Source organism: Thalassospira sp. MIT1004 (genome assembly GCF_001858545.1).
GTDB classification, from domain to species: domain Bacteria; phylum Pseudomonadota; class Alphaproteobacteria; order Rhodospirillales; family Thalassospiraceae; genus Thalassospira; species Thalassospira xiamenensis.
Map to the genome: position 1 here is coordinate 40,727 of NZ_MCAO01000042.1, position 14,545 is coordinate 55,271.

At 54.1% G+C, this 14,545-nt stretch carries 14 protein-coding genes; 7 read left to right on the forward strand and 7 right to left on the reverse strand.

All coding sequences use genetic code 11. The annotated features are described in order from the left end of the window. The first annotated feature begins 142 nt into the window (after positions 1–142). Positions 143–1,834: a cache domain-containing protein gene (locus BC440_RS23640; RefSeq protein ID WP_040060594.1), complete on the forward strand. Its 1,692-nt coding sequence runs from the start codon at positions 143–145 to the stop codon at positions 1,832–1,834. 61 nt (positions 1,835–1,895) lie between these two features. Here the strand turns inward: BC440_RS23640 and zigA are convergent, their stop codons facing one another. Together zigA and BC440_RS14210 are read right to left on the reverse strand one after the other, a co-directional pair. Further along, positions 1,896–3,122: a zinc metallochaperone GTPase ZigA gene (zigA, locus tag BC440_RS14205; protein WP_071240319.1), complete on the reverse strand. Its 1,227-nt coding sequence runs from the start codon at positions 3,120–3,122 to the stop codon at positions 1,896–1,898. Positions 3,123–3,241: 119 nt separating this feature from the next. Next, complete coding sequence (locus BC440_RS14210) at positions 3,242–3,943, reverse strand: glutathione binding-like protein (protein ID WP_063093520.1); 702 nt, start codon at positions 3,941–3,943, stop codon at positions 3,242–3,244. A 151-nt stretch (positions 3,944–4,094) separates the two neighbouring features. On the opposite strand from BC440_RS14210, the gene BC440_RS14215 reads away from it, so the two are divergent. Then, the gene (locus BC440_RS14215) at positions 4,095–4,787 is read left to right on the forward strand and encodes a glutathione S-transferase family protein (RefSeq protein ID WP_071240320.1); all 693 of its coding nucleotides are present in this window, start codon (positions 4,095–4,097) and stop codon (positions 4,785–4,787) included. Between the two features lie 75 nt (positions 4,788–4,862). Here the strand turns inward: BC440_RS14215 and BC440_RS14220 are convergent, their stop codons facing one another. After that, positions 4,863–6,203: an MFS transporter gene (locus BC440_RS14220; RefSeq protein WP_007090739.1), complete on the reverse strand. Its 1,341-nt coding sequence runs from the start codon at positions 6,201–6,203 to the stop codon at positions 4,863–4,865. 426 nt (positions 6,204–6,629) lie between these two features. Between BC440_RS14220 and cyoA the strand changes: the two genes are divergently transcribed. The 5 genes from cyoA (at position 6,630) to BC440_RS14245 (ending at position 11,739) form a co-directional block, all read left to right on the forward strand. After that, positions 6,630–7,760, forward strand: a complete 1,131-nt coding sequence (gene cyoA, locus BC440_RS14225) for a ubiquinol oxidase subunit II (RefSeq protein ID WP_037992314.1) — start codon at positions 6,630–6,632, stop codon at positions 7,758–7,760. Positions 7,761–7,852: 92 nt separating this feature from the next. Further along, positions 7,853–9,862, forward strand: a complete 2,010-nt coding sequence (gene cyoB / locus BC440_RS14230) for a cytochrome o ubiquinol oxidase subunit I (RefSeq protein ID WP_071240321.1) — start codon at positions 7,853–7,855, stop codon at positions 9,860–9,862. A 10-nt stretch (positions 9,863–9,872) separates the two neighbouring features. Beyond that, positions 9,873–10,493 (forward strand): cytochrome o ubiquinol oxidase subunit III, encoded by a 621-nt coding sequence (gene cyoC / locus BC440_RS14235; protein WP_007090742.1) that lies wholly within the window; start codon positions 9,873–9,875, stop codon positions 10,491–10,493. Then, positions 10,490–10,882, forward strand: coding sequence for a cytochrome o ubiquinol oxidase subunit IV (locus BC440_RS14240; RefSeq protein WP_007090743.1), 393 nt, complete (start codon positions 10,490–10,492; stop codon positions 10,880–10,882). Before cyoC ends, BC440_RS14240 begins: the two co-directional genes overlap by 4 nt. An 86-nt stretch (positions 10,883–10,968) precedes the next feature. Next, positions 10,969–11,739, forward strand: a complete 771-nt coding sequence (locus BC440_RS14245; protein ID WP_063093581.1) for an SURF1 family protein — start codon at positions 10,969–10,971, stop codon at positions 11,737–11,739. Positions 11,740–11,896: 157 nt separating this feature from the next. Here BC440_RS14245 and BC440_RS14250 read toward each other — a convergent pair whose 3' ends face one another. The 4 genes from BC440_RS14250 to mscL all read right to left on the reverse strand — a co-directional run bounded on the left by BC440_RS14250 (position 11,897) and on the right by mscL (position 14,439). After that, the gene (locus BC440_RS14250; RefSeq protein ID WP_071240322.1) at positions 11,897–12,454 is read right to left on the reverse strand and encodes a peroxiredoxin-like family protein; all 558 of its coding nucleotides are present in this window, start codon (positions 12,452–12,454) and stop codon (positions 11,897–11,899) included. Between the two features lie 114 nt (positions 12,455–12,568). Then, positions 12,569–13,192, reverse strand: a complete 624-nt coding sequence (locus BC440_RS14255) for a class I SAM-dependent methyltransferase (protein ID WP_071240323.1) — start codon at positions 13,190–13,192, stop codon at positions 12,569–12,571. 107 nt (positions 13,193–13,299) lie between these two features. Further along, positions 13,300–13,881, reverse strand: coding sequence for a TetR/AcrR family transcriptional regulator (locus tag BC440_RS14260; RefSeq protein WP_007090747.1), 582 nt, complete (start codon positions 13,879–13,881; stop codon positions 13,300–13,302). A gap of 126 nt (positions 13,882–14,007) precedes the next feature. Continuing rightward, entirely contained in the window at positions 14,008–14,439 is a 432-nt protein-coding gene (gene mscL / locus BC440_RS14265; protein ID WP_071240324.1) for a large conductance mechanosensitive channel protein MscL, read from the reverse strand. Positions 14,440–14,545 lie beyond the last annotated feature (106 nt).

Consider the following 14,545-nt stretch of genomic DNA (forward strand, 5'->3'; position numbering starts at 1 on the left):
GATATTGTATGCGCTTGCTATAATCTGATTATTCCCTCTGCCGGAAATGTAAAATACGGTGCGCTGGTGGTGGGATACTTGAAAAGAACAAAACGTTGCCAACATGTTGGCAACGATTAGGCACTGGCTTATGGGGATGGAAATGTTCAATCTGAATTCAATGAAGATCGGCACGCGAATGCTGATCATCGTCGCGGGGGCGATCCTTGCGGCACTGCTGGTTGGGGCGTTCGGTCTGACCGAATTGCGCAGCAATATGCTTGAAGATCGTAAGGCAAAAACCAAAAATCTGGTTGAATCAACAATCAGCCTGATTGGGCATTTCCATGCAATGGAACAGTCCGGCGAAATGACCACCGAACAGGCGCAAAATGCGGCCAAGGCGGCGGTGGCGGCCCTTCGGTATGACGAAACCAACTATTTCTTTGTGTTTGATTACACGCCGGTGGTTCTGATCCATGACATCAAGAAGGATCTTGTTGGCAAGAATCTGAGTGATGCGGTTGATGGATCGGGTAAACACCATTATCGCGAATTCGCCCGTGTCGCCAAAGAAGAGGGGCAGGGCTTTGTCGATTATACCTATCAGGTGCCAAAGTCTGACAAGCTCCGTCCGAAGCTTTCCTTCGTCAAGGCGTTCAAGCCGTGGGGCTGGGTTGTTGCCACCGGTATTTACATTGATGATGTGAATGCTGTCTTCATGCAGAGCATGCTGGTGATGGGACTGGTGGCATTGGCGGTCTTGTGTGCGGTTGTCGGTGTTTCGCTGATGATCAGCCGGGGCATTACCCGTCCGCTTTATGCCATTTCGGAAAACATGCTGCGTCTGTCGCAGGGCGATCACAAGATCGACGTCAAATATACCGATCAGAAAAGCGAGATCGGCGATCTGGCCCGCGCCATGGATATCTTCAAATCGAAAACAATCGAAATGGAAGAAATGCGCGAAGCGCGTGAAGAGCAGGAGCGTGTTGCCGAGGAAGAAAAACGCGCCGCACTTCGCAAAATGGCCGACAGTTTCGAGGCCAGCGTCGGGCAGGTGGTTGCACAGGTTATTCAGGCATCGGGTAACATGCAGCATTCCGCCAATGCGATGACCGATACCTCTAAACAGGTCGGACAGCGTTCGACCATTGTTTCCGCGGCTTCGCAGGAAATGTCGAGCAACGTGGAAACCGTTGCATCGGCAGCCGAGGAATTGAGTGCCTCGATTGCGGAAATCAGCAATCAGGTCGCGCAATCATCTTCCATTGCAAATGGTGCGGTTCGCACATCCGAAGACACCCACCAGAAGATCGAACTGCTGGCCGAGGCGGCAAACCAGATTGGCGAGGTCGTTTCGCTGATTACCGATATTGCCGAACAGACCAACCTTCTGGCGCTTAACGCTACCATCGAGGCGGCGCGAGCCGGTGATGCAGGCAAAGGCTTTGCCGTGGTGGCCAACGAGGTCAAAAACCTTGCCAACCAGACCGCACGCGCAACCGAGGATATCCGATCCCAGGTCGGTGATATTCAGGTTGCGACATCCAACGCGGTAACGGCCATTGCCGAGATTGCCGAAACCATCCGCCGTCTTGACGGTGCGACAACCACGATTGCAGCAGCCGTTGAAGAACAGGGTGCCGCAACCCAGGAAATCGCACGCAATGTCGAGCAGGCCGCACATGGCACCCGTGATGTTTCGGAAAACATCACGGGCGTTTCTTCGGCCGCGGATGATGCTGAAAAGCTTTCGAACGAGGTGCTTGGCCTTGCCGAAGGACTTGGACGTCAGGCGGCGGTTCTGAATGATGCCGTCGAAGCGTTCCTGGCCGAGGTTCGAAGCGCCTAAGCGGTCGGTTCGCAAGGGACATTATTGCCGCCAGCCTTGTTGAAAGGCTGGCGGTTTTTTTTTAAGCTGCGGCTTTGCGGCCCCAAACCGGGAACGGATCAGGCAGGGATTTATAGCGGTCGGGTTCAAAGATTCCGGCGTCCAATGCCGCGTCCTCGTCAATCAGGCAGGCGGCAAGGCGGGCGCGAAGGGTTGCTTCGTTCATCTGATCGGCAAGGCCGATAAAGACGATTTCCTGCCGACGGTCGCCGAAAGTCGGATCCCAGTTCGACAGCACCTTATCGCGCCATTCATTGTTGTCGGGCCAGCGATCACGCGGTACCGCACACCACCATGTGCCAAGGGCTTCGTGCTTTACCGCGGCACCGGCCTGACTGATTTCGCCAACCCAGTTCGGGCGGGTGGCGATCCAGAAATGCCCCTTGGCGCGGATGATGCCCGGCCATTCGGAATGGATGAAATCGTAAAAACGTTTGGGGTGAAACGGCAAAGGCGTGCGGAAGGTAAAGCTTTTGATGCCGTATTCTTCGGTTTCGGGCACATGATCGGCAAAGCCATATAGTTCCTTGGCCCAAAGCGGATGATCCTGCGCGCGGTCGAAATCAAACAGCCCGGTATTCAGGATTTCATGCGGATCAACCCGGCCATGATCGGTTTCGATGATTTTGGCATCGGCATTGAGTGCGCGAATGATGCCAAGAACGATTTTGCGTTCGTCTGCACCAATCAGATCAAGTTTGTTCAGCACAATCACATCGGCAAATTCGATCTGATCGACCAGAAGATCGACGATGCTGCGATCATCATCGTCGCCAAGGCTTTCGCCCCGGTCATTAAGGAAATCGGTACTGCTGTAATCGGCAATCATGCGCGCGGCATCAACAACCGTCACCATGGTATCGAGCCGGGCGATATCGCCCAGCGACTGGCCGTTTTCATCGCGGAAGTCGAATGTCGCGGCGACTGGTAGCGGTTCGGATATGCCGGTTGATTCGATCAGCAGATAGTCAAACCGGCCTTCCTCGGCCAGACGGCGGACCTCGATCAAAAGATCGTCACGCAGCGTGCAGCAGATGCAGCCATTGGTCATTTCAACCAGCTTTTCATCCATTGCCGAAAGTGCTGCCCCGCTATCGCGGATCAGGTCGGCATCTATATTGACCTCGCTCATATCATTGACGATTACCGCGACCTTCAGCCCGGCGCGATTGTTCAGCACATGATTAAGCAGGGTGGTTTTGCCCGCACCGAGAAACCCGGACAAAACCGTAACAGGAAGGCGTTGCATGATGGCTCCTTTTAAATGTTATGTTATAACATAACATTTATTGGGTTTGGGATTACGATGCAACCGGTTTTAAATGCCCCCGCCCGAACGGGCAGGGGCATTGCGCATAACAAATTGGATCAGGTGTTTTGGGTGCTTCTGGCGGTTTGGCCGAACAGGACTTTTTTGTCCTCTTCGCTCATCTCGCCAGATCGCAGACCTTCGCCGGCCTTATAGGCCGCGATGGTTGCCGGGCGGGCTTGGATGTTTTCAAACCAGCGTTTCAGGTTGGGGAAATCATTCAGGTCCTGCTGCTGTTTTTCATGGCTGACAATCCACGGATAGCAGGCCATATCGGCAATCGAATAATCGTCCCCGGCGATGAAAGTGCGGCCATCAAGGCGCTTGTTCAGTACACCGTAAAGGCGGTTGGTTTCATTGACATAGCGCGTGATGGCATAAGGGATTTTTTCCGGCGCGTAACCGCTGAAATGATGGTTTTGACCTGCCATCGGGCCAAGCCCGCCCATCTGCCAGAACAGCCATTCCATCACGGTTTTCTTGGCCCGCACATCGGTCGGCAGGAACTTGCCGGTTTTTTCCGCCAGATATTGCAGGATGGCACCGGATTCAAAAACCGTAATCGGATCGCCGCCATCTGCCGGGTTCTGATCAATGATCGCAGGCATGCGGTTATTGGGCGAAAAGGCGAGGAATTCCGGTTTGAACTGATCCCCGGCACCGATATTGACCGGATGGATTTTGTATTCAAGTCCCGCTTCTTCAAGGAAAAGCGTGATTTTGTGGCCGTTCGGGGTTGGCCAGTAATAAAGATCAATCATGGGGCGAAGCCTCCTTTGACTTTCATGATGTGTGGCTCATCTCAAACTATGACCTTGCCAACACGTTTCTGATACGTCAATTTAAACTGATCGTTCCATAATTCAAGGGCAGGCGAAAAATACGGTTTCGCGCCCTTATCAGGAGACCCCGATGATCCGCTTTTACTTCCACCCGACCCCGAACCCGGCCAAGATTTCGCTTTTCCTTGAAGAATCTGGTCTGCCTTATGAAATCCATCCGGTCGACACCAAAAAAGGCGAACAGCACAGCCCGGAATTCCTGGCAATCAACCCGAATGGCAAGGTCCCGGCGATTGTTGACACCGACGGGGCGGGTGGCAAGGAAACCCGCGTTTTTGATTCAAACGCCATCCTGATTTATCTGGCAGAAAAGACCGGAAAGTTCCTTGGTACGGCGGAAGATCGCGGTGAACTGCTGTCATGGTTGATGTTCATTGCATCGGGCCTTGGCCCGTTTTCCGGGCAGGCGGTGCATTTTCAGCATGTGGCACCGGCGGGCAACGATTACGGTGTGAACCGCTATCGCAAGGAAATCGAACGCCATTACAAGGTGATGGATGATCACTTGGCCCAGCGCGAATTTGTTGCCGGTGACAGTTACACCATTGCCGATATGTCACTTTGGGGCTGGATCGAGCGGGCGGCATTCGTCATGAAAAATGATGCGCCGCTTGATCCTTATCCGAACCTAAAAAAATGGTATCAGGGCATCTGTACCCGCCCTGCGGTGGAACGGGCACGCAAGGTTGGCAGTGACCATGCCTTCAAATCGGAAATGGATGACGTTGCCAAACGGGCACTGTTCCCGTCGAATTACAGCTGATAGTCCGATTTTAACAAAAACACCCCCGGTAGATGACTGCCGGGGGTGTTTCGTTTCACATAGGGTAAAGATCAATCAGTCGGTGTTTTTCTGTCCGAACTGCTTGTTGAAATGCAGGACGAGCAGAGTGACCGCCGCCCCCGAAAGCAGATACGCCCCAACGCCAATCGGGCCATAAGCCACGCAGAGCAGAAGGGCAATCAGCGGGGCGAAGCCGGCACCGAGCAACCACGCAAGATCGGATGTCAGGGCCGAACCGGTATAGCGATATTCACGTTTGAAGTTCGATGCCAGTGTCCCGGCCGCCTGACCAAAGCACAGACCCAGAACCGCAAAACCGCCCAGAACGATCATGCCTTCATTGATGATGTTATAGGCATAAAGCAGCGGGGTCAGGAGCGCACCGACCGCGATGATGGCTGCCGAATATCCCAGCAGGCGGCGGCGGCCGATCTGATCGGCAATGAAGCCCGATGCGATAATGCCAAGCGCGCAAAGCACCGCACCGACACCCTGGGTCAACAGGAACTGCCCCGGATTGGCCGGGGTGTAAAGCACGACCCAGCTAAGCGCGAAGACAGTGACCAGATGGAAAAGCGCGTAGCTGACGAGTGGCACAAGCGCGCCGAGAAGCACGGTCCGGCCGTGATGGCGGATGGTGTCGCGGACACGGACGGCCTGCAATTCGTTCTTTTCAAGCAGGCTTCCGAATTCGGACGTTGCGACCAGACGCAGACGGGCAAACAGCGCCACCACGTTGATCGCAAAGGCAACAAAGAAGGCATAGCGCCAGCCGAATGCGAGGAAATCCTCGGGCGACAGGGTCAGGATCAGGTAGGCAAACAGCGAGGATGCCAGAATGAAGCCAAGCGGTGCGCCAAGCTGTGGCATCATGGCATACCAGCCCTTACGATTATCAGGCGCGTTGAGTGCCAGCAGGGAGGCAAGACCATCCCATGCACCGCCAAGTGCCAGCCCCTGCGTAAAGCGAAGCACGCACAGCAGATAGATCGCAAACATGCCCGCACTGTCAAAGCTTGGCAAAAAGGCCATCGCGGCGGTTGAACCGCCCAGCAGGAACATGGCAACCGTCAGCTTTGTGCCGCGGCCATAGCGCCGGTCCACTGTCATGAAGACGAGGGACCCGATCGGGCGGGCGATGAAAGCCAGCGAGAATATAAAGAAGGAATGGATGGTACCGACGATCGCGCTTTCGCCGGGGAACAGGAGTTGGGGGAACACCAGCACAGAGGCGATGCAATAAACGAAGAAATCGAAAAACTCCGATGACCGGCCGATAATCACGCCAAGCGCGATCTGTCCGGGGTCGTTGACTGTGCCAGCCGAGTGTTGGCGTGCGTCGCGTTCCAGTCCAGAGGAGGTGGAGGTCGCTAAGGTATGAGTGGGTTGATTCACGCCTGTCTCCCTAATTATCTGACTTCATTGCTTCTCATTGGACCCATCTTGATTGGCCATCTTGATTGGATCGAGTCTAATTATAGACATGTGAATTGCAAACGTCAGTGTCAATTATTGTGTTGCGTTGCACAACGCATGGTTTACAGCTTTTTGATAATTATCATAAACACCAGCCGATGTTTGGCGGCCTGCTTGACATTGTTGCGGCGCAGCTATAGCTAGTGAGCGAAATTTTCTGCTGGTGATCTTTAAGAAAAAAGTTCGCCAAATTTGTGTCTCTTCCGTGGAAGTTTGGAATTTTAATTCCTATATGCCGCTACGGTTGGGGTACGACGTGTGCCGGTCCGGTGGGCTGGTTATGCGGCTCGCAAGCATATGGTTGCTTGTGAGAACATCTTCCAGAGACTGACAAAGTAGAAGCGCATGCTCTCAAAACTTGCACGCGGCGTCGCAATTGCTTCTGTGTTCACGTTACTGACCGGATGTAATCTGGTCGTGATGGATCCGTCTGGCGATATTGCGTCACAGCAAGCCGACCTTATCGTTGTTTCCACGATCCTGATGCTGATCATCATCCTTCCGGTGATGGCGCTGACTGTGTTCTTTGCCTGGAAATATCGTCAATCCAATAAGGATGCAGAGTACGATCCTGAATGGCACCATTCCACCAAGCTGGAAATTGTCATCTGGTCCGCCCCGCTTGCGATCATTATCGCGCTGGGTGCGATCACCTGGGTCAGTACGCACACCCTGGACCCATACCGCCCGCTGGATCGTATCGATGCGGAACGTCCGCTTGAGAAAGATCACAAGCCGATGGTGGTAGAAGTCGTTTCCCTCGATTGGAAATGGCTGTTCATCTATCCCGAGCAAGGGATTGCGACCATCAATGAGCTGGCCGCACCGATTGATACGCCGATCCAGTTCAAAATCACCTCTTCGGGGATCATGAACTCCTTCTATGTTCCGGCACTGGCCGGGATGATCTATTCGATGGCCGGTATGGAAACCAAGCTCCATGCCGTGATCAACGAGGAAGGCGTCTATGACGGGTTTTCGGCGAACTATAGTGGCGAGGGTTTCTCGCATATGCGCTTCAAGTTCCATGGGCTGAGCGACGCAGGCTTTGATGACTGGGTTGCCAAGGTCAAATCCGATAGCGCCACTTTGGGCCGTTCGGAATATCTGGAACTTGAAAAGCCAAGCATTGCGGAACCGGTCCACTATTTCGGTAATGTCGATCCGGAACTGTACACGGCCATCCTGAATATGTGCGTCGATCAGTCGAAAATGTGCATGAACGAAATGATGCATATCGACAAAAATGGCGGTGGCGGACTTGCGGGTATCTATAACGTTATGTCGCTGACATACGACACCCCGCGCGAACGTGGCAGCCAGCCTTTGCCGTTGACCGAATCATTCGTGGCAACGCTTTGCACGACGCCGACAGGCGGTCTGAGCCAGGAAATTTCTTCGATCCCGCTGTTTGAAAACGGGTCTGAAGACAGCCGGTTCAGCCCCGTTCCTGCCAGCGTATCGACAGGGTTCTGAAGCAGTGCCGGTTGATGTAAGTCGACCGGCCCTTCGCGGCTTGCGCACCGGCCTGGCCGGTGCGTTGCCGCATCGAAAAGAAGAGTAATCCGATGTTTTCAAATCCGGACCTTTTGCATTTTATATTTGGCCGGCTTTCACTCGACTCCTTCCCGATGTTCCACGAGCCGATCCTGGCTGTGACATTCGCGGGGGTTGTTCTGGGTGGTATCGTCGTTGTTGGCGCGCTGACCTATTTCAAACTGTGGGGTTACCTGTGGCATGAATGGATTACATCTATCGATCATAAAAAGATCGGTATCATGTATATCATTCTGGCCCTGATCATGCTTTTGCGCGGCTTTGCCGACGCGATCATGATGCGTGCCCAGCAGGCGATTGCCTTTGGCGATGTTGCTGGCTATCTGCCGCCCGATCACTACGACCAGATCTTTACCGCCCACGGCGTGATCATGATCTTCTTCGTGGCGATGCCGCTGGTGACAGGGCTTATGAACTTCGTCGTGCCGCTTCAGATTGGAGCGCGTGACGTTGCCTTCCCGTTCCTGAACAATTTCAGCTTCTGGATGACGGCGGCGGGTGCGATCACGGTGATGATCTCGCTGTTTGTTGGCGAGTTTGCCAAAACCGGCTGGCTGGCCTATCCGCCGCTTTCGGACATTGTTTACAGTCCGGGGGTCGGGGTTGATTACTATATCTGGGCCTTGCAGATTGCCGGTGTCGGTACATTGTTGTCGGGCGTGAACCTGATTGTGACCATCGTCAAGATGCGCGCACCGGGCATGTCGATGATGAAAATGCCGGTCTTCACCTGGACCGCGCTTTGCACCAACATCCTGATCGTTGCCGCCTTCCCGGTTCTGACCGCAGTTCTGGTTCTGCTGTCGCTTGACCGTTATGTCGGCACGAACTTCTTCACCAATGATCTTGGCGGTAACGCCATGATGTATGTGAACCTGATCTGGATCTGGGGTCACCCGGAAGTTTACATCCTGATCCTGCCGGCATTTGGCGTATTTTCGGAAGTGGTTTCGACCTTCTGCCGCAAACGCCTGTTCGGTTACAGCTCGATGGTTTACGCAACGATCGTTATTACCATCCTGTCCTATCTGGTCTGGCTGCATCACTTCTTCACCATGGGGTCGGGTGCCAGTGTGAACGCCTTCTTTGGTATCACCACGATGATCATCTCGATCCCGACCGGGGCCAAGATATTCAACTGGCTGTTCACCATGTATAAGGGCCGCATCAGCTTTGACGTCCCGATGCTGTGGACGATGGGCTTTATGCTGACCTTCGTGATTGGTGGCATGACCGGTGTGATGCTGGCGGTTCCGCCTGCAGACTTCGTGCTGCATAACAGCCTGTTCCTGATTGCGCATTTCCACAATGTCATCATCGGTGGTGTGGTGTTCGGGATGTTTGCCGGTATCGTGTACTGGTTCCCGAAGGCGTTCGGTTACAAGCTTGACCCGTTCTGGGGCAAAATGTCCTTCTGGTTCTGGCTGGTCGGGTTCTATTTCGCCTTCATGCCGCTTTATGTTCTTGGCCTGATGGGCGTTACCCGCCGCATGAACCATTTCGATGACGGCTCGCTGCAAATCTGGTTCATCATTGCTGCCTTTGGTGCGGTTCTGATTGCCATCGGTATTGCATCGTTCCTGATGTCGCTGGTCGTGTCCTTCATCAAGCGTGAAGAACTGCGTGATGAAACGGGCGATCCGTGGGATGGCCGTACGCTGGAATGGTCGACCTCGTCGCCGCCCCCGGCATACAACTTTGCCTTCACCCCGGTCGTTCACGATCTTGATGCCTGGGCTGATATGAAGAAACGCGGCTTTGTGCGTCCGACTTCCGGTTTCCTCGACATTCACATGCCGAAAAACACCGGTGCCGGTGCGATCCTTGCCGGTATGTCGCTTGTCCTTGGTTTCGCGCTGATCTGGCATATCTGGTGGCTTGTCGCCGTCAGCTTCATCGCCCTGATCGGTACCGCGATTGCGCACACCTTCAACTACAACCGCGATTACCACATCCCGGCCAGCGAAGTTGTCGCAACCGAAGACGAGCGTACCGCCCTTTTGGCAAAGCAGCAGGCGTAAGGGAATGACAATGGCGAATACAACTGCCTCTCAGACCGAAGCGCCGGTCTTTTATCTGAAGGAAGAGCATCACCCGCAGAACGGGACGATGCTTGGCTTCTGGCTCTATCTGATGAGCGACTGCCTCATCTTTGCGATCCTGTTTGCAACTCATGGCGTGCTTGGCCGCAATTATGCGGCCGGGCCGGCACCGGTGGATCTGTTTGATCTGGAACTGGTTGCGATCAACACCTCCATGCTGCTGTTTTCCTCGATCACCTATGGCTTTGCCATGCTGGCGATGGAAAAGGGCAGCATCAAGGGAACCCAGATGTGGCTGGCGATTACCGGCCTGTTCGGTGTTGCCTTCGTCGGGTTGGAAATTTACGAGTTCCATCATCTTTGGAGTCTCGGCGCCACACCGATGCGCAGTGGTTTCCTGTCGTCGTTCTACACGCTGGTTGCGACGCACGGGCTTCATGTGACGTTTGGCATCATCTGGCTTGTCACCCTGATGGTTCAGGTTGCCAAGCGTGGTCTGATCGTCGAAAACAAGCGTCGTTTGATGTGCCTTTCGCTGTTCTGGCACTTCCTTGACGTGATCTGGATCGGCGTCTTTTCCGTTGTTTACCTGTTGGGAGTTCTGGGATGAGCACGCATTCTCATGCACATGATGACCATCACGGTCATGATCATGCTGACGGTGCCAGCCACGGCACCTTCAACAGCTATCTGATCGGCTTCATCCTGTCGGTAATCCTGACCGCCATCCCGTTCTGGCTGGTGATGGATGGAGTTCTTGACAGCAAGGTGGCAACCGCGGCCTGGGTCATGGGCCTTGGTGTCGTGCAGATTGTCGTCCATATGGTCTACTTCCTGCACATGAACACCAAGTCCGAAGGCGGCTGGAACATGCTGGCGCTGATCTTTACCCTTGTGATCGTGGCGATTGCCATCGCCGGTTCGCTGTGGGTGATGTATCACCTGAACACCAACATGATGCCGCAGATGGATCATGAAATGATCCGAAGCTTCGGCTAGGTTTTGCTGATGTAATTGGGGCGCGATACTTTCACCGGTATCGCGCCCTTTTTTGTTCCGATGATGTTTTGAAGGTCATGAAGATTATGGCTGATACGGATATGTCTACCGCCAAGGGACCGTCGATCAGGACCCGCATCGTGGTTTGCATTCTGGCCGCGATCCTGTTTTCGGGTTTTGCGGCCCTTGGTGTCTGGCAGGTTGAACGCCGGGCGTGGAAGCTTGATCTGATTGAACGGGTTGATGCCCGCGTTCATGGTGACCCGTTAACCGCACCGGACCGGGCGGATTGGGAAAATGTTACCCGCGAACGTGACGAATACCGCAAGGTTACGTTGCTAGGCCGTTATCGCAACGATCTGGAAAGCCACGTTTATGCTGCCACGGATTATGGTGCGGGATACTGGGTCATGACCCCGTTCGAACGGGTCGATGGCACCATTATCATGATCAATCGCGGCTTTGTCCCAACCGACCGCCGCGAACCTGATAGCCGGACGGATGGCTTGGTTTCGGGCGATACGCGCGTCACTGGTCTTTTGCGGATGGATGAGCCGGGCGGTACCTTTATCCGGGACAACGTGCCTGACGAAGACCGCTGGTATTCGCGCGATGTGCGCGCCATGGCCGCGAAACGCGGCCTTAACCCGGATGATGTCGCACCATATTTCATTGATGCCAATGGAAGTAACAATCCCGGAAAACTGCCGGTGGGCGGGCTGACACGGATCAGTTTCCCCAACAATCATCTGATGTATGCGATAACGTGGTTTGGCATGGCGGCGCTGACGCTGGTGGCGGCATGGATCGTTCTGCGTCCAAGGCGTAGCAGAGATGATGACAGTGATCCTGAATAGAGTGATCGCTGTCGCTACTGTCTTGCCGTGGATCACATGCGGCTATCAAAATTCCCGCGGTCTTCGGCGATAACCCGAAGAGCTATCGAAACAAAAGGGCCGGTTTCTGCGAAATGAAACCGGCCGTTTCGTTTTTCAAAGTGTCACCGCGCAGTGATCAGATATTTGTATGATCAATGACTTCGCCGCGTGCCGGATAGTTTTTGGCAATGACAAAATCAAGCGCCCCCAGAATCTCGGCAAAGGCCGGGCGGGCGAATGGCATGGTTTGAACGGTGCCAAAATAAAGTGTGCCATCAGGCCGGACAAGGAACAGGCCCGGTTCGGAAAACAGGGCCGGTTCTTCTAACCCGGACGAGGTCACGCCGTTGCTTGACGAAATATACAGGCCCCATTCGCGGGCTTGTTCGAGGCTGAGGCCATAACCGAGATCAAGGTTTTCAAGGGCCCATTTTTCTCTGGCCGTTTCTGCGCGGTCCTGTGTATCCGATGACAGGACAATCACATTGACACCTCGTTTGGCGAAGTCGGCCAGCTTGTCATCAAGGTCTTTAAGGTATTTGCCGCAGATCGGGCAATGCAGGCCGCGATAGAACACGACCATGGTAAAGCTTTCCGGCGTCTGATCGGCAAGCGACCATGTGCCGCCACCGACAAGCGGAACGGACAGGGCAGGGACCTTTTGGCGCGGCATCAGGGGCGTAATTGTGGACATTTCGTTCCTCATGAATGTTATCTGGCTGAATGACGAATAATATGGAATGATCATTCCGAAATAACAACAAACAAATGATTCTATCACTGAACTGTGATGGCGGATGGTCTGGAATCAGAGTTTGCGGGCAACCACGAAACGGGCATGGTCCGAGGCAGGGTAAAGGCCGGTTTCGATGATTTCGAAACCCTCGCTTGTGATCATTGCGTCCAGTTCGCCATAGCGCAGGGAATGGACAAACGGCGCAAAACCAAGCTTGCGCATTACGACAATGACAAGGGCCAGGAACCGACCGGCTTCACCAAGGCAGCCGGTTTTTGAAATGAACAGCCCGCCGGGTTCCAGTCGCTGATGAATTGCACGGATTTCAGCAGGAATATCGCGGACAAGATGCAGGACATTAAACGCCAGAACGGCATCAAATACCTGATCGGCAAGATCGCCATCGGACAGGCGGGCGGTGCGGAAATGGACATTCGGGTGTTTCCCGTCGGCAAGCTTATTCTGTGCAATGGCGATCATGGCAGGGGACAGGTCGGTTGCTGTGATCTGTCCGACCGACGGGGCTAGCAGCAAGGCGGTTGAACCAGTGCCGCATCCGATTTCAAGAACATTTTGGTCCGGTCTCAGATAATGACGGGTGCGATCCAGAGTTTCGGCATAAGCCGACTGATTCCTGACCGGTTTTCGGGCATATTTCGTCGCGGCCTTGTCCCAGAATTTTGTATCTTGGTCCATGCCATCCCCCGTATATGGTTCCGTGACCCGCGATGGGTATACACGCAAAACGGGTGAATGTGAATTCACCCATCCGGGGAAGGGCGACATTTTGCAGAGATCTGGGTTCAGTCGAGCGTGGACAGGATGATATCGACGTAATCGTCAAGTGTATCCTTGTCCGCACCACGGCGCGCCATCAGATGTACGCCCTGAATGGAGCCGGCCAGAAAGCGCGAGAAGGAGCGGATATTTTTATCCTTGCTGATGGTGCCCTGTTCAACGCCGCGATGAAGTGCGCGGGCAAACATATCTTCGACCCGGCGGAATGACGCCTGTGCAATTGCTGCGGTTTCGGGATCGTGTGGGGCCAGTTCCATGCCGGAATTGACGATCAGGCAACCCTTGTGGCGGCCTTCGCCGCAGCCCTGTCGTCCGGCATCGCGGAAGGTCGCGACGATGGCCTCGCGGCCATCGACGGTTTCGCGCAGTTTGGCAAAGCGAACCGTGCTGACCTTCTGGCTGTAATGGTCTAGAACACGGAGGAACAGGGCCTTTTTATCGCCGAAGCTTGAATACATACTGGCACGGTTAATACCGGTTTCCTCGACGAGATCCTGCACCGAGGTCGCCTCGAAGCCTTTGCTCCAGAAAATGTTCATGGCGTTATCAAGAACGCTTTCTTCGTCAAATGTGCGGGGGCGGGCCATCGGCAATCCTTCCTTGTTCCAGTAACTGGAATGGATGTTCTGAAACATATTCAAAAATAGGCGCGGGAGCGCGCAATATCAACTGACAAAGTCAGAAACAACCGGTAGTGCGCACATTCCCGATATCTATTGTTCCTTGCGCTCTGCCAGCAGGTCGCGGATTTCGCGCAGAAGGGCGACATCCTCGGGTGTTGCGGGTGGGGGCGTTTCACCGGCTTTTTCGTCTTCTTTTTTCTTGGCCTTGTTGATTGCCTTGACGACAAGGAACAAGACCCAGGCAATGATTGCGAAATTAAGCGCAATGGTGATGAATGCTCCATAGCCGATCACGGCACCCTGTGCCTTGGCATCGGCGTAATTCGTTGCGGTTACGGCGTCCGACAGAGCAATGAAATAGTTGGAAAAATCGAGCCCGCCAGAAACATAACCGATCACCGGCATGATGACGTCCCCGACAAGAGATGTGACAATCCGCCCGAATGCCGCCCCGATGATCACACCGATTGCCAGATCGACAACATTGCCGCGCAGGGCAAATTTCTTGAATTCTTCAAACATGTTTACCTGTCCTCTTTCATTCTTGGTTTTATCGGACAGGCGGTTTGATGCCCTGCCGATAAAAAAAACTTTAGAATTGAAATGCGAAAACAGGAATTGTTTTGTT

What these genes read in the sequence shown, in the direction of transcription:
- BC440_RS14215 (WP_071240320.1), top strand. Translation starts at nt 4,095, where the DNA reads ATGATCCGCTTTTACTTCCACCCGACCCCGAACCCGGCCAAGATTTCG.
- BC440_RS14250 (WP_071240322.1), bottom strand. Translation starts at nt 12,454, where the DNA reads ATGTCCACAATTACGCCCCTGATGCCGCGCCAAAAGGTCCCTGCCCTG.
- BC440_RS23640 (WP_040060594.1), top strand. Translation starts at nt 143, where the DNA reads ATGTTCAATCTGAATTCAATGAAGATCGGCACGCGAATGCTGATCATC.
- BC440_RS14210 (WP_063093520.1), bottom strand. Translation starts at nt 3,943, where the DNA reads ATGATTGATCTTTATTACTGGCCAACCCCGAACGGCCACAAAATCACG.
- BC440_RS14245 (WP_063093581.1), top strand. Translation starts at nt 10,969, where the DNA reads ATGGCTGATACGGATATGTCTACCGCCAAGGGACCGTCGATCAGGACC.
- cyoA (WP_037992314.1), top strand. Translation starts at nt 6,630, where the DNA reads ATGCTCTCAAAACTTGCACGCGGCGTCGCAATTGCTTCTGTGTTCACG.
- cyoC (WP_007090742.1), top strand. Translation starts at nt 9,873, where the DNA reads ATGGCGAATACAACTGCCTCTCAGACCGAAGCGCCGGTCTTTTATCTG.
- mscL (WP_071240324.1), bottom strand. Translation starts at nt 14,439, where the DNA reads ATGTTTGAAGAATTCAAGAAATTTGCCCTGCGCGGCAATGTTGTCGAT.
- cyoB (WP_071240321.1), top strand. Translation starts at nt 7,853, where the DNA reads ATGTTTTCAAATCCGGACCTTTTGCATTTTATATTTGGCCGGCTTTCA.
- BC440_RS14240 (WP_007090743.1), top strand. Translation starts at nt 10,490, where the DNA reads ATGAGCACGCATTCTCATGCACATGATGACCATCACGGTCATGATCAT.
- zigA (WP_071240319.1), bottom strand. Translation starts at nt 3,122, where the DNA reads ATGCAACGCCTTCCTGTTACGGTTTTGTCCGGGTTTCTCGGTGCGGGC.
- BC440_RS14255 (WP_071240323.1), bottom strand. Translation starts at nt 13,192, where the DNA reads ATGGACCAAGATACAAAATTCTGGGACAAGGCCGCGACGAAATATGCC.
- BC440_RS14260 (WP_007090747.1), bottom strand. Translation starts at nt 13,881, where the DNA reads ATGGCCCGCCCCCGCACATTTGACGAAGAAAGCGTTCTTGATAACGCC.